Here is a 14,207-nt window from a genome sequence, read left to right as displayed (position 1 = left end):
TAAAAGGGAATTCCTAGTCTTCCTTCTTCTCCGCAGCCTTCTTAGCGGAGGACTTGGTGGCCTTCTTAGCCGCAGTCTTCTTAGTGGTGCTCTTCTTGGCGGTCGACTTCTTGGCCGTGGACTTGGTGGACTTCTTCGCCGCAGTCTTCTTCGCCGGAGCCTTCTTAGTGGTGCTCTTCTTGGCGGTCGACTTCTTAGCCGCTGCCTTCTTGGCGGTGGACTTGGTGGACTTCTTAGCCGGAGCCTTCTTCGGCTTCTCTGCAGCCTTGTCCTCCTTAGCGGAGTCCGCCTTGTCGGCATCAGCCTCCGGATCACCGAAGTACTCCTTCGGATCCACGTCTGCACCGTCGGTGTCCTTCACGGAGGTCTTGGCGATGTTCAGCGCCAGAGCCTTGCCGCGGCGAACGTCCGCGAACAGGCTGCCCAGCTGACCGGCCTGCTGCAGCTGCATGATGAACTGGTTCGGATCCATGCCGTACTGGTTAGCAGTGAAGGCGATGTGATCCATCAGCTCTTCCTGGGAAACCTCCGGCTTTTCCTCATCTGCAACTGCATCCAGGAACAGCTGAGTGCGTACGGAATCCTCAGCGGAGCTGCGGGCATCCTCTTCGAACTTCTCGCGAGTCATGTCCTGGACAGCCAGCATGGACTCGAAGACCTTCTCGTCGCCACCGAACTGCTGGATGATCTGCTGGATCTGAGCGTCGACCTGCTCCTTGACAACGGACTCAGGGAGGTCGAACTCGGTCTTCTCCAGCGCAGCGGCCAGAACCTTGTCGCGGATCTCGCCAGCCTGGGTGTTCTTCAGCTGCTGCTCGACCTGGCCCTTCAGGGATTCCTTCAGCTCGTCCAGGGTGTCAAACTCGCTGGCCAGCTGAGCGAAGTCATCGTCCAGCTCAGGCAGCTCGCGCTCCTTGACGGAACCGAGCTTGACGGTAACCTCAGCCTCCTCGTCAGCGTGCTCGCCGGCAACCAGCTTGGAGGTGAAGGTGGACTCCTCGCCTTCCTTCATGCCGATCAGAGCGTCATCCAGACCCTCGATCAGGGAATCGTTGCCAACTTCGTGGGACAGGCCCTCGGTGGTGGCCTCGTCGACAGCCTCGTCGTCGATGGTGGCGGACAGGTCGATGGAGACGAAGTCGCCCTTCTTCACTGCGCGGTCAGCCGGCTTCAGGGTGCCGAAGCGAGCCTGCAGGTTCTTCAGCTCCGCGTCGATGGCCTCATCGTCAGCCTTCAGCGGTGCAACCTCAACGGAGATGTCAGAGAAGTCCGGAACCTCGATCTCCGGGCGGACGTCAACCTCAGCGGTGAAGGTAATGTGCTTGCCATCCTCCAGCTCCGCGATCTCGATCTCCGGCTGGCCGAGAGCCTTGATGTCGTTCTCCTCTACAGCCTGGCTGTAGCGAGAAGGCAGCATCTCGTTAATAACCTGATCCAGAACAACTCCGCGACCCAGGCGGGCTTCCAGAATCTTCGCCGGAACCTTGCCCTTACGGAAGCCAGGCATGTTTACCTGCTGCGCAAGAGACTTGTAAGCCTTATCGAACTCTGGCTTAAGCTCCTCGAAAGGGACCTCAATCGTGAGCTTGGTGCGGGTGGTGCTCAGATTTTCTACAGAGCTCTTCACGAATGCACACTCCTGTGTATTGATAGCTTCATGCACCGCGGTCATCGTTCGTCGCGCAGCGCTTGTACGGTCGGTGCTCAATTTTATAGAACCATCGCCGGGCACATCACGCGGGGGTCAGGTTTCGGAACTCAACCGCCACCAACAGGCCTTGGATTCCCCCGGCGGTTCAGACCGCAAACCCCCACTTCATCGCCAAAAGGAAGCGACCCCGCAGGGTGGCGTCACTAAAAAAGCGACAAAATAAAAAATGTCGGGATAACAGGATTTGAACCTGCGACCCCTCGCTCCCAAAGCGAGTGCGCTACCAAACTGCGCCATATCCCGAGCCGCATACTCCGCACATTTAACCCAAACGCCGAACGCCAAGCGCCGAACGCAAGGTACACGGAAGCTGCGAACGCTACTCTACTGGCAGCAGACCGCTAAATACAAAACGGCAGCTCCCCCGGTTTCGCGAACGATCGCGACCAGAGGAGCTGCCTCGAAAAAGTGGAGGGAATGACGGGAATCGAACCCGCGTCTTCAGCTTGGAAGGCTGAGGTATTAGCCACTATACGACATTCCCATAAGCAGCTAGCTTCTGCTACGTCCAGTGATGTTACACCATAACCCCCAGTGTCCAGCAAAATCCCTCCACTAAACCACTATTAACCTGCGTTCTTGCGGGGGTATGCAGGTGTAGCGAATCTGCGTATCGCATTGAGGGAGCCCATCTTTAGCGGTAGATTCTAGTGTCATGGAACCAATCATCGTGGACAAGAAAACCGGCACGGAACTCTGGACTGCAGCACAATGCGCCGAGTTTTCCGGTACCGCCCGTGGCACCTTCACGAGCTACGCGGGACGCGGCCGTGCACCTCGCCCGGTGACCAAATATCACGGGCTGACTCTGTGGGATTCCAACGTGGTCAAGGAGTGGCAAGAAAAGCGCGATGGCGCATCGAACGCGTCGAGCACCACCGCGAACTAAAGAACCAAGAAAACCTAGTTTTCCGGCAGCGCAGGGGCCTCGCCCGTGCGCTCGTACTCCGCCAGAATGTCGATACGGCGCTGGTGGCGTTCCGCCTCCGACCACGGCTGGGAAACGAAAGCATCAACAATTGCCAGCGCCTCCTCCTCGGAGTGCATACGACCGCCCAGCCCAATCAGCTGGGCGTTGTTGTGTTCACGGGCCAGCTTCGCGGTCTCCACGGACCACGCCAGCGCACAGCGCGCGCCCGGAACCTTGTTCGCGGCGATCTGCTCGCCGTTGCCGGAGCCGCCGAGCACGATGCCCAGCGAGCCCTCGTCCTCTACGACGGACTTGGCTGCTGCAATGCAGAAAGCCGGGTAGTCATCGTCCGCGTCGTAGGTGTGGGCGCCGCAGTCCACAACTTCGAAGCCCTTGGAGCTCAAGTGATCCTTGATCACGTTCTTCATCTCGAAACCGGCATGATCTGCACCTAGGTAAATACGCATGGTGCCAGTCTAGCCGGTCGCCGGGGGCGCGCGGGAGCTATCCCGCGGGCATCTTCTACTCCGCTACCGGCGCTTCGGTGCGGGAGCGCTTCAGCTCGAAGAAGTGCGGGTTCGCCGCCAGGGTCACGGAGGCATCGAACATCTTGCCGGCCTCTTCCCCACGCGGGATGCGGGTAATGACCGGCCCAAAGAAGGCCACGTCGCCCAGCTGCACGACCGGGGTGCCGACCTCGTCACCCACCAGCTCGATCGCCTTGTCCTGCGATTCGCGCAGCTGCGCCTCGTAGGAGCCCTCGTCGTCTGCAGCCAGGTGGCCAACCTTCGCCAGGTCGGCGGGCAGCTCGACCTCTTCCAGGGACTCAGCGATCAGCTCGTCGTAGCCGTGCGGATCGGTGGCATCCGCGCGCTGCTCGTTGTGGATCTTGGTGCCCATCGCGGTGTACCAGGCGGAGAGCTTCTCCGGGTGTTCCTGCCAGATTGCGGTTGCTACGCGCGCCGGCGCCCACGCGGCGTCCATCTTCTCGCGGTAGGCGGGATCCAGGTCGCGACCCTCGTTCAGCACGGAAAGGCTCATCGGCTGGAACTTCACCTCTACGTCGCGCACCTCCTGCACCTCCATCAGCCAGCGGCTGGTTACCCAGGCGAAGGGGCAGATAGCGTCGAAGAACATGGTTACGGTCTGCTTCTGTGGTTCAGTCATGTCCCCCACTCTAACCATCGCGCGGCTCCCCTGTCCGGCGCTCCTACTAGGGTGGTCTGCATGACTTCCATCAACCTAACCCGTACCGAGGCTGAGCATCGCGCCAACCTCATCAGCGATGTTCATTACTCCATCCAGCTGGATCTTTCCGGCGGCGAGCAGCCCGACAACAAGCTCTTCCGCTCGCTGACCCGCATCACCTTCACGTCCGGCGCCGGGTCTACTTTCTTGGATCTGCGCGCGGACTCGCTGTTGCGGGTGGAGCTCGATGGCGCGGCACTTGGGGACTTTACTTATGACGCCACTACGGGCATTCCGCTGAACGACCTGTCTAGTGGCCAGCACGAGCTGCTGGTGGAGGCGGAGATTCCGTACTCCACCACGGGTCAGGGTCTGCACCGCTTCTTCGATCCCAGCGATGACCAGGCCTACATGTACACCCAGTTCGAGACGGCGGACGCCAAGCGGGTCTTTGCCTGCTTCGACCAGCCGGACATCAAGGCGACTTATGACGTTGAGCTCACCACGCCCACCGAGTGGACCGTGGTGACGAACAATGAGGTTTCCGTGGCGGAGGCTGCGGGCGTCAATAAGAAAAAGCACAGTGCGACCGTGGACTACCTGCTGTCGACCTACCTCATTGCGTTCTGCGTAGGCCCGTGGCACGTGGTGCGCGACGAATGGCGCGGCACGATAACCGAGCACCCCGAGACCGCGGAAGCGCTGGCCGACAATCCTTTGGGCAAGAACCTGCAGACCAGTGGCGAAATGCGCGTGCCGCTGGCGCTGTATTGCCGCCAGTCGCTGGCGGAGTACCTGGATTCCGACGAGCTGTTCGAGGTAACCAAGCAGGGCTTCGACTACTACGCGGATAAGTTCGGCATCGGCTACCCGTTCTACAAGTACGATCAAATTTTCTGCCCGGAGTACAACATGGGTGCCATGGAGAACGCGGGTGCGGTGACGATCCGGGACGAATACATCTTCCGCTCCGCAGCCAGCCACTACCAGTACGAACGCCGCGCGGACACGATCCTGCACGAGCTGGCGCACATGTGGTTCGGCGACCTGGTGACGATGAAGTGGTGGGACGACCTGTGGCTGAACGAATCCTTCGCCACCTGGTCGGCGGCCATGAGCCAGGCGGGGGCGACGAAGTACGACACGGCATGGGTGACGTTCAACAGCAAGGAGAAGGCATGGGCGTATGCGCAGGACCAGTTGTCCTCGACCCACCCGGTGTTCTCTGACGCGGGCGATATCGAGACGGTGGAGGCGAACTTCGACGGCATCACCTACGCCAAGGGCGCGAGCGTGCTGAAGCAGCTGGCGGCCTACGTGGGGCTGGAGGAATTCTTCGCGGGCATCCGCGCACACTTCGCCGAACACGCCTGGGGCAACGCGACGTTCGCGGACCTGCTGGGTGCGCTGGAGAAAGCCTCGGGCCGCGACCTGTCGGACTGGTCGGATCAGTGGTTGCGCACGACGGGCATCAATACGCTGACCCCGGTGTTCGAGGCGACGGACGGTGCCTATAGTTCCTTCGCCGTGGAGCAGTCTGGCGCACAGCCCGGCGCGGGCGAAACGCGCACCCACCGCATTGCCGTGGGCGTGTACAGCTTTGACGGTGGTGCGCTGCAGCGCACCAAGCGCGTGGAATTGGATGTTTCCGGCGAGCGAACCGAGGTTCCCGAGCTGGTGGGCGTGCCCGCTGGCGACCTGGTGCTGGTCAACGACGACGACCTGGCCTACGGCAATATGGCGCTGGACGAGGGGTCCCTGGCTACGGCGATTGGTGGCGCAGGTAGCGACGGGGCCGGAACCGGCGTGCCCAACATCGCGCGCATCACCGACCCGATGGCGCGCGCCCTGGTGTGGTCCGCGACCTGGCAGATGACGCGCAACGCGCAGATGCGGGCGCGCGACTTCATCGGCTTGGTCGCCGGGGGCGCTGCCGAGGAAACCGAGCTGGCAGTGCTGGAGCAGATCCTGGCCCAGGCGCGCTCGGCGGCTGCGAACTACGCCGACCCGGAGTGGGCGGACGAGGGCTGGGCGCAGCTGCGGGAGGCCTTCCTGGCTGCTGCCCGCAAGACCAGCGGCCCGGCCCAGCTGGCTTTCATCCGCGCGTTCGTGGGGTGCGTGCACTCTGCCGAGTCGGCGGAGGTGCTGCGTGCGCTGCTGGGTGAGGCTGGCGACGGCGCCGAGGCGATCCCGGGCCTCGACGTGGACCAGGATCTGCGCTGGGCGATCATCATCGCGCTGACGGCTGCGGCCCGCGCCACCGGAGATTCCTCCGAGCAGGTCGAGGAGCGCATCGCTGCCGAGGAGGCTAAGGACAAGTCCTCCAGCGGTGCGGCGCTGGCGTTGCAGGCGCGTTCCTCCGTGCCGGATGAGCAGACCAAGCAGCAGGTCTGGCACTCCCTGACCGTGGAGGCGCCGCAGCAGAGCAACCTGAGCCTGCGCCACCGCAACGCTGGACTGGTGCACGTCGGCCACGCCGACCTGTTGCAGCAGTTCAGCGCCGATTACGCTGCCCATGCCGTGGAGTGGTGGAAGTCCCTGAACTCAGAGATGGCTCTGCGCACCCTGGAGGGCATCTACCCCACCTGGGATCACAGCGACGCCACGGATGCCGCCATCGCTAACCTCGTGAAGGCGGAGGACACCCCGAGCGGTCTGCGTCGCGTGCTCTGCGAAGGTCGCGACCGCGTGGCACGAGCCAAGGCCGCCCGCGCTTTCGACGCCCGAGCTGTCGACGCGGCGGGCAAGTAGCCGCGGGGCTGCGCCCTAATGGCAGGCGGGGGCTGCGCCCATCCCGCCCCGCCCGCTATCGCGGAACAGTTAAGGTTGAAGCATGACTTCTAGCTTCTACGACGCTGTCGGCGAGGACACATTCCGCGCCATCGTGCACGAGTTCTATCGACAGGTTCGCACCGACGATATCCTCGCACCGATGTACCCGGAACAGGACTTCGAAGGCGCCGAAGATCGCCTGCGCTGGTTCCTGGTGCAGTACTGGGGCGGCCCCGCGGAGTTCAACGCCCGGCGCGGCCACCCGCGCCTGCGGATGCGCCACGCCCCCTTCCGCATCGATACGGCCGCCCGCGACCGCTGGCTAGAGCTCATGGGCAACGCTATGGCAACTGTCGATAGCGAACAACTCCCCGACGAGCACCGCGCAGCCATGTGGGATCACATGGAACGGGTCGCGCACATGCTGGTCAACGTTCCTGACCAGGACTAAACGTGTTAGCAGAGCTTTCCGCCGAGACGTTTTCGATCCTCGCAGTGGGATCCTTCGTCGCAGGTTTGATTGATGCCATCGTCGGTGGCGGTGGCCTGGTCCTCATTCCCCTGATCTTGATCGTCGCCCCCGCGACCCCCGAAGCCTCGGCGATGGCGACGAACAAACTCGCGGCGGTTTTTGGAACCTCTTCGGCTGCCGCGCGCATGCTCCGATCCTCTGATATTCGCCAAAAGATCGACCGCAAGCTGGTGGCCTATGGGGTTCCGCTCGCATTCGTCTGCGCAGCCTCGGGCGCGCTGCTAGTAGCGGCGCTCAGCACAGAGGTTTTGCGCCCTCTGGTGATCTTCCTCTTGCTAGCCGTTGGCACCTATGTCGCCCTTAAACCCAGCTTCGGCACTCCCCAGCGCGCACCGGCACAGAGTCGCCGCCGGTGGCTCATCGCGCTCTTCGCGGTGGGAGCCATCGCCACCTACGACGGCTTCTTTGGGCCAGGCACGGGCACGTTCCTCATCATCGTATTCACCGCACTTCTTAGCAGGTCTTTCGTGGAATCCGCCGCGCTGGCGAAGATCATCAACATCGCCACGAACCTGGGCGCCCTGACAGTGTTTGCCATCGGCGGTCACGTTCTTTGGCCGCTGGGCCTCGGCCTAGCGGTCTTCAATGTGGCCGGAGCACAGGTAGGGGCACGCCTGGTACTTTCCAAGGGAACCGGTTTTGTCCGCATCGCGCTGCTCGTCGTTGTTGTCGTCATGAGCACCAAATTGGGCTACGACATGTACGCCAGCGCCTAATCCACTCACAGCACCCCACGTGCAAAGGCCCTGGCCCCCGCCCCCAAAAAGCCTCTAGCGTGGCCCGGGCACCCGCGCCAGCCCACCGGGGCGCGGTGCATACACGCTGCCAACCAACGCATCCACCCGGATCCACGACCCGCTGGCACTCACGCGCACATAATCATAATCCCGCAGCTTCTCCCCTGGCTCTGGAACCAGCCGCAGGCCGCCGAGTGCCGCGATGGTTCGCCCCTCCAGTGCGACGGAGGCGGTGGCGTCACTAGATTCCGTGCGCTGCACCGTCAACATCTGCTGCTCCAGCAAGCTGCGCGCGATGCCCATGGGGCCCGAGTTCGCCTCGTTCTCCGTGGCCATGTCCGCGTGCAGGCCGCGCAGCACGTCGCCCGGTACTGTGTCGATCAGCTCGAAGCCTTGCTGTGGCGGCAGCGAACCGACCCACATCAGGTCCATGTCCGCTCCCAAGTCGAGGGTCTGCTGGCCGGGTTCGAAGCCGACGATCGCTCCCAGTGCTTCGCTGGCGTAGGCCACCGCACCGGCACTTGCGCTACTATTCGCAGCGGCGCCGCCTACCTTCCCTGGTACTCGCACGGAAGCCACGCAGCCTAGTGGCGTCGATATGAAAAGATCCGTCGACCGCTCGCCCACAGCGCTCAGGCGCACGAGCGCACCCGGATCCATCACCAGCGCGCGCTTCATCACTGCCCCCGCACGCCGCATGGCGCTCACCGCCGCAGTCGCGGATCGCGAATCAACTATTCCCTGTAAATCGATTGTGACGCCCATAGTTCCCCCACCTTAGCCCTCCCCAAAGTTTAAGCCCGCGCGGGCTAAGCGCTTGCAGGTCAGAGTCCGGGCGACTTAGAAACGCGCGGCCGTGGTGGCGCGGTCGGTGACCACATCGTGGTCCGCGGGGATCAGGAACATGTTGATGTTGTTGATGTCCTGGTCGTTCCACTCGCGGGACTTCCCCGTCATTACGTCGATGCCCACCATGACGGCATCAATGGTGCAGGTCACGCGCCCAACAGAATCTTGAATGACCTGGCGCATGGTGCAGGATTTGCGCCCCACGTCGATGAAGTAGGAGGCCACGGCTACCTCCGATTCCCCCGGCGACAGGGGGAACGGGTAGTCGATGGTGGTGTGGCGGGCGAACATCGGGGGGACAGCAATGTCCATTTCCATCAGCACGTCTTTGAGGAACACCATCCGTGCGTCCTGGCCAAACTCCAGGTACTTGGCGTTGTTGACGTGTTGGTATTGGTCGAAGTCGGACCAGCGGAGCTCGCGGTGGCAGGTGTGCCAGCGAGTCCCGGTGGCCTCGTATTCGATGAAGGGCATTGCGTGTGGAACCTCGTTTAACTCCGCGCAGTTAAACCCCGCGCGTTACTTTTGTTTTACGAACCTATATTGCCACACCATTCACACAGGTTCACGTAGGTACACGGTTTGAAGCGAGAAACGCGGCGCAGGCCAGTTAGTTAGCCTGCGCCGCGTGCTGCGCTAACGCGCTTCGGCGACTAGCGGGTCAGCTTGCGGTGCGTCACGCGGTGCGGACGTGCAGCCTCCGGGCCAAGGCGATCGACCTTGTTCTTCTCGTAGTCCTCGAAGTTGCCCTCGAACCAGTACCACTGGCCCTCGGCGACGTTGCCCTCCCAGGCCAGGATGTGGGTGCAGGTGCGGTCCAGGAACCAGCGGTCGTGCGAAATGACCACCGCACAGCCCGGGAACTGCTGCAGAGCGTTCTCCAGGGAAGACAGGGTCTCAACGTCCAGGTCGTTAGTAGGCTCATCCAGCAGGATCAGGTTGCCGCCCTGCTTCAGCGTCAGCGCCAGGTTCAGGCGGTTTCGCTCACCACCGGACAGCACCTTGGACGGCTTCTGCTGGTCCGGCCCCTTGAAGCCGAACGCGGACAGGTACGCGCGGGATGGCATTTCGTTCTGGCCGACGTGGATGTAGTCCAGGCCATCGGAAACGACCTGCCACACCGTCTGCTCCGGGTCGATGTTCTCGCGGTTCTGGTCCACGTAGCTCAGCTGCACGGTGGAGCCGACCTTCACCTCGCCGGAATCCGGCTCTTCCAGGCCAACGATGGTCTTAAACAAGGTGGTCTTACCCACACCGTTCGGGCCGATGACGCCCACAATGCCGTTGCGCGGCAGGGTGAACGACAGGTCCTTGATCAGGGTCCGGCCGTCGAATCCCTTGTTCAGGTTCGTAACCTCGACAACCTGGTTACCCAGGCGCGGCGGGGTCGGGATCTGGATCTCTTCGAAGTCGAGCTTCTTGTACTGCTCTGCCTCCGCAGCCATCTCTTCGTAGCGCTGCAGGCGGGCCTTGTTCTTCGCCTGGCGAGCCTTCGCGCCGGAGCGAACCCACTGCAGCTCTTCCTTCAGTCGCTTCTGCAGCTTCGCATCCTTCTTACCGGCGACCTCCAGGCGCTTGGCCTTGGTCTCCAGGTAGGTGGAGTAGTTGCCCTCGTAGGGGTACAGCTTGCCGCGGTCGACCTCACAGATCCAGCCTGCGACGTGGTCCAGGAAGTAGCGGTCGTGGGTGACGGCCAGGACGGCACCCTTGTAGTCCTTCAGGTGCTGCTCCAGCCACAGGACAGACTCGGCGTCCAGGTGGTTAGTAGGCTCGTCCAGTAGCAGCAGGTCCGGCTCGGAAAGCAGCAGCTTCGCCAGCGCCACGCGGCGGCGCTCACCACCGGACAGGTTGGTCACGGGATCGTCCGCCGGCGGGCAGCGCAACGCGTCCATCGCCTGCTCGATCTTGGAATCCAGTTCCCACGCATCCGCCGCGTCGATCTGCTCCTGCAGAGTCGTCATCTCTTCCATCAACTCATCGGTGTAGTTGGTGGCCATTTCTTCGGCGATCTCTTCGTAGCGCTGGCGGATCTCGAAGATCTCACCCATGCCCTCTTCGACGTTCTGGCGAACGGTCTTTTCCTCGTTCAGCGGCGGCTCCTGCAGCAGGATGCCGACGGTCGCGCCAGGGTCCAGGAATGCCTCGCCGTTGGAGGGCTGATCGATGCCCGCCATGATCTTCAGGATGGAGGATTTACCTGCACCATTCGGCCCCACTACGCCGATCTTGGCGCCGGGGTAGAACGCCATCGTGACGTTATCCAGAATGACCTTCTCGCCGTGCGCCTTGCGCACGTTCTTCATGGTGTAAATGAACTCGCCCACGGTGAACTCTTCTGACCTTTCGTGGTTAGTGTCCCAATGTATTCGCCCACCCAGTGTACGTGGTGCCACCGCGGAAAGGCCTACCTGGGCTACTCCTCCGAGCAGCCCAGGTCAGCTACGCTGCCAAACGCTTAGAAAGGAGTTTTCTCCTCTCCTTCCCGTTCCTCCATGCCGGTGGTGGCCGCACCAACTCCCATAAGTTCCTTAGCGGCTTCCTTGGTGACCTCTTGTTCGGCGTTCTTGGCCGCGTTTTGTTCCACCGCCTTGCGGACATTCACCAATACATTGCGAGCTCCCAGGTCCGGCCCCACGTGGGTTGCCCGCACGCGCAGCACACTGCGGGTCACGGACTTGCCGTCTTCTCCGTTGGCCTCCCAGGTGCTCTGCACGATGCGCCCGACGACGATCACGGACATTCCCTTACATACCGTCGCGCAGACGTTATCCCCGAGCGCGCCCCAGCACTGCACTTCCATGTAGCACGGGTCGCCGTCTTGCCACTGTCCATCCGCCCCTTGGTAGCGGTGGTTCATCGCCACGCGGAACGTGGTGAGAGTCGGCCCACCGTCTAGCCCCTTAATCCGAATCTGCGGGTGATCAACCGCGTTCCCCACCAGATATGCCTGCGCCAGATTGTTGCTCATCCGACTTGTCCCCTTCCTAGTTGTCGCACCGAAGCTTGTTCCCCGGCGCGTGGCTTTATTGTTAGCGCGTTTCGGGGTCTTTCTTTTTCTTCGGGACGCCGCCCTGTGGACAACTCCGCCCATCAAAGGCACTTATCCACAGGCTGCAAAGAAGGGGGTTGACAGCTCGCGGCTGGGTGTGCGTTAGTCCGGCTTGTTGTGCTCTTGCCTGTATTTGGCCTTTTGCTGAGCCTTGTGCTTTGCAGAGTGCAGCGTGCTCTGAACGTCCTGGTCGTGGTAGTCATCGCCGTAGTAGGCACGGTTGCCAGTATCGATCTGCCCGCTGGATAGTCCAGCCAGCATGGCGTTGTAGGCAGCCAGCTCTTCGTCGCCAGTGCGCTCTTCCTTGCGGTCGAAGCGCTTGGCCTCGCGCCGGTCGGACCGTAGCCATTGGAAGCCGTGGGCGATGGAGACAATCAGTAGCGGGATCTCGCCCAGGCCCCACGTGATGCCGCCGCCCAGGAATTGCTGGTGGTCCAGATCCACTGGGAAGGGGAAGTCCAGCTGGCTGTAGAATTCCGCGTTCAGCGGCTCGGAGATCTGCATCATCGCGATACCGAACCATGCGTGGAAGGTCACCATCGCGAACAGGGTCAGCATCTTGATGAACGGCGAGAGGTTCCGCGGTGCGGCATCCACGCCGATAATCACCCAATAGAAGATGTATCCCGAGATGATGAAGTGCAGCATCATAAACAGGTGCCCGGCGTGCTCGGGCGCGATGGCGTCAAAAAGCGGCGACAGATAGAGGTAATAGAAACCGACAACGAACTGTGTACCAGCGACGATAGGGTTCGTCAGGAAGCGCGAGACGGGGTTGTTGATGAATACGACCAACCATTCGCGCGGGCCAGCAACGCCATTGCGACCGGCGGCGGGCAGGGCGCGCAGTAGCAGAGTCATAGGGCCGCCAAGGACCCAGAACACGGGCACGGCCATGGAGAGGATGACATGCTGCAGCATGTGCGGACCGAACATCGCCATGGAGTACATGCCCAGGCCGGAGCTGGTGGCGAACAGGAGGGTGAGGTTGCCGACGCTCCACCAGATGAGGCGCTGGATGGGCCATTCGATGCCGCGCTTCTTGATGCTTAGCCAGGCCCACATGTAGCCGGCCTGCAGGATGATTGCGCCCACGCCGAAAACGAGGTCCAGGCGGAACATGGTGAAGTAGCGCCAGATCGTCGGCGGTTCGGTGAGGGTGTAGCCCAGCAGGACGTCCTGCTGGGTGAGGTTCACGACCTGCTCGATGGGCGGCGGAATGCGCCCCAGCGACACGGCGATGCCGATGGTGGCGGCCATGATGAAGATTTCCAGGGTGGCGAAGCGGATGAAGGGTGCGCGTTGGGCGCTGGTGGTTTTGCCGCCTTCGCCTTCGCCGTCTTGGAGTTTGGGGATGATGTGGGTGCGCTGCACCCAGCCGAACCAGCCGAGGATCAGGGTCATCACCATCTTCGATACGATGACCAGGCCGTATTGGGTGGTAAATAGCTCGTCCAGGTGTACGCGCAGTAGGGCGTTGATGAATCCGGACAGCGCGACGGCGATGATGCAGAACAGAGCCAGGAAGCTGTAGCGCTGCACGATGAGGGCCAGGTGCGGGCCGCGGCGTTTTGCGTGCGCCAGCAGGGCCAGCAGGCCACCCACCCACAGCGATACGCAGATGATGTGCCAGAGCAGCGAGTTCACACCGTAGTCGTGGTTACCGCCCGCCGCGGAGTGCCCCTCCAGCGCCAGCGGAACCAGCGAAAGGATCGATAGCGCCAGGAAGAAAGGCTGCCAGATCCACTTGCGTGTAAGCAGCGACAGCACACCGGCCACGCCCGCGAAGATGGCGACCCAGAGCCAGGATTTGGACGCCGACACCTGATCCAGCGCAATCCCCCAGTACTTGGGCTTCAGCGCCTCTTGGAGGGGGCTGCCGGAGATGTCCGACATGTACATGGGGATCAGCAGGATCGACAGGAGTGCGAAACCGATCATTCCCCAGGTGCCGGTGCGGGCGGCGCGGAAACCGTCGAGTGTGAGGTAGCCCTGTTTATCCGCAGGTGTGCCGAAGGCGGACATCAGGAACCCACCGAGGCCGAGGCAGCCGATGAAGATCGCCGTGCCGCGGACGAAGGGCAGGCCGACAGTGGTCAGCGGGCCGGGGTCTGGGATGCCCAGCAGGGCGAGCGATTCGCCGAGGAAAGAGTAGCCGATGGCCGCGCCGAAACACCCGGCTACGATTGCGCCGATGAGGTACACGAGGCCGGGGTTGCCCAGCTTCGCGGGCTGGGACGGGGCTTGCGCTTCCGCCTGCGCGGGCTTGGCTGCGGTTTCCGCCCGCTGCGCCTCGGCGCGCTTGGCTTGCGCTGCTTGCTTAGCTTCCTGATCTGCCGGGGAGGACATGTTTGGAACATTACCTTGCGCTCCGGACAGGGTGAACTCGCGTTTTTGTGATGTCGCTTGCGCCACAGCGGCGGCTTGGTGGTTGCGTCCCTTAGTGTGGTGTAACGCTT

12 protein-coding genes and 2 tRNA genes are annotated in these 14,207 nt (G+C 62.4%); 4 read left to right on the top strand and 10 right to left on the bottom strand.

Features of this window, described 5'->3' with window-relative positions; all coding sequences use genetic code 11:
- Positions 1-13: 13 nt before the first annotated feature.
- The 3 genes from tig to HMPREF2678_RS00440 all read right to left on the bottom strand — a co-directional run bounded on the left by tig (position 14) and on the right by HMPREF2678_RS00440 (position 2,195).
- The gene (gene tig / locus HMPREF2678_RS00450) at positions 14-1,627 is read right to left on the bottom strand and encodes a trigger factor (RefSeq protein ID WP_070550498.1); all 1,614 of its coding nucleotides are present in this window, start codon (positions 1,625-1,627) and stop codon (positions 14-16) included.
- Between the two features lie 253 nt (positions 1,628-1,880).
- Positions 1,881-1,954: transfer RNA gene (locus tag HMPREF2678_RS00445), tRNA-Pro, on the bottom strand.
- A gap of 166 nt (positions 1,955-2,120) precedes the next feature.
- Positions 2,121-2,195, bottom strand: a tRNA-Gly gene (locus HMPREF2678_RS00440).
- A 171-nt stretch (positions 2,196-2,366) separates the two neighbouring features.
- Here HMPREF2678_RS00440 and HMPREF2678_RS00435 point away from each other — a divergent pair.
- A complete protein-coding gene (locus tag HMPREF2678_RS00435) occupies positions 2,367-2,600 on the top strand; it encodes a hypothetical protein (RefSeq protein WP_070550497.1) in 234 nt (77 codons plus the stop codon).
- A 14-nt stretch (positions 2,601-2,614) separates the two neighbouring features.
- Here HMPREF2678_RS00435 and HMPREF2678_RS00430 read toward each other — a convergent pair whose 3' ends face one another.
- Both HMPREF2678_RS00430 and HMPREF2678_RS00425 read right to left on the bottom strand, forming a co-directional pair.
- The gene (locus tag HMPREF2678_RS00430) at positions 2,615-3,088 is read right to left on the bottom strand and encodes a ribose-5-phosphate isomerase (protein WP_034966920.1); all 474 of its coding nucleotides are present in this window, start codon (positions 3,086-3,088) and stop codon (positions 2,615-2,617) included.
- Positions 3,089-3,143: 55 nt separating this feature from the next.
- On the bottom strand, positions 3,144-3,788 hold the full coding sequence (locus HMPREF2678_RS00425; protein WP_034966916.1) for a mycothiol-dependent nitroreductase Rv2466c family protein: 645 nt from the start codon (positions 3,786-3,788) through the stop codon (positions 3,144-3,146).
- A 60-nt stretch (positions 3,789-3,848) separates the two neighbouring features.
- Here HMPREF2678_RS00425 and pepN point away from each other — a divergent pair, with 60 nt between their 5' ends.
- The 3 genes from pepN (at position 3,849) to HMPREF2678_RS00410 (ending at position 7,829) form a co-directional block, all read left to right on the top strand.
- Positions 3,849-6,560 carry an aminopeptidase N gene (gene pepN, locus HMPREF2678_RS00420; RefSeq protein WP_070550496.1) on the top strand — a complete coding sequence of 904 codons (2,712 nt, stop codon included), beginning with the start codon at positions 3,849-3,851 and terminating at the stop codon, positions 6,558-6,560.
- Between the two features lie 82 nt (positions 6,561-6,642).
- Positions 6,643-7,032, top strand: coding sequence for a globin (locus tag HMPREF2678_RS00415; protein ID WP_080720073.1), 390 nt, complete (start codon positions 6,643-6,645; stop codon positions 7,030-7,032).
- Between the two features lie 2 nt (positions 7,033-7,034).
- Positions 7,035-7,829: a TSUP family transporter gene (locus HMPREF2678_RS00410; RefSeq protein WP_070550495.1), complete on the top strand. Its 795-nt coding sequence runs from the start codon at positions 7,035-7,037 to the stop codon at positions 7,827-7,829.
- A gap of 54 nt (positions 7,830-7,883) precedes the next feature.
- On the opposite strand, the gene HMPREF2678_RS00405 is transcribed toward HMPREF2678_RS00410, so the two are convergent.
- The 5 genes from HMPREF2678_RS00405 to HMPREF2678_RS00385 form a co-directional block, all read right to left on the bottom strand.
- On the bottom strand, positions 7,884-8,615 hold the full coding sequence (locus HMPREF2678_RS00405; protein ID WP_070550494.1) for a DUF8185 domain-containing protein: 732 nt from the start codon (positions 8,613-8,615) through the stop codon (positions 7,884-7,886).
- Positions 8,616-8,690: 75 nt separating this feature from the next.
- A complete protein-coding gene (locus HMPREF2678_RS00400; RefSeq protein WP_034966901.1) occupies positions 8,691-9,173 on the bottom strand; it encodes an acyl-CoA thioesterase in 483 nt (160 codons plus the stop codon).
- A 179-nt stretch (positions 9,174-9,352) separates the two neighbouring features.
- Positions 9,353-11,023, bottom strand: coding sequence for an energy-dependent translational throttle protein EttA (gene ettA, locus HMPREF2678_RS00395; protein WP_070550493.1), 1,671 nt, complete (start codon positions 11,021-11,023; stop codon positions 9,353-9,355).
- Positions 11,024-11,154: 131 nt separating this feature from the next.
- The gene (locus tag HMPREF2678_RS00390; RefSeq protein WP_034966890.1) at positions 11,155-11,667 is read right to left on the bottom strand and encodes a single-stranded DNA-binding protein; all 513 of its coding nucleotides are present in this window, start codon (positions 11,665-11,667) and stop codon (positions 11,155-11,157) included.
- A gap of 183 nt (positions 11,668-11,850) precedes the next feature.
- Positions 11,851-14,097, bottom strand: coding sequence for a bifunctional copper resistance protein CopD/cytochrome c oxidase assembly protein (locus HMPREF2678_RS00385; protein WP_070550492.1), 2,247 nt, complete (start codon positions 14,095-14,097; stop codon positions 11,851-11,853).
- Between the last annotated feature and the right edge of the window lie 110 nt (positions 14,098-14,207).

The sequence above is a fragment of the Corynebacterium sp. HMSC058E07 genome (assembly GCF_001809885.1).
GTDB lineage: Bacteria > Actinomycetota > Actinomycetes > Mycobacteriales > Mycobacteriaceae > Corynebacterium > Corynebacterium macclintockiae.
The sequence above is the reverse complement of the archived record's forward strand: the minus strand, read 5'-3'. Positions and strand labels throughout refer to the sequence as shown.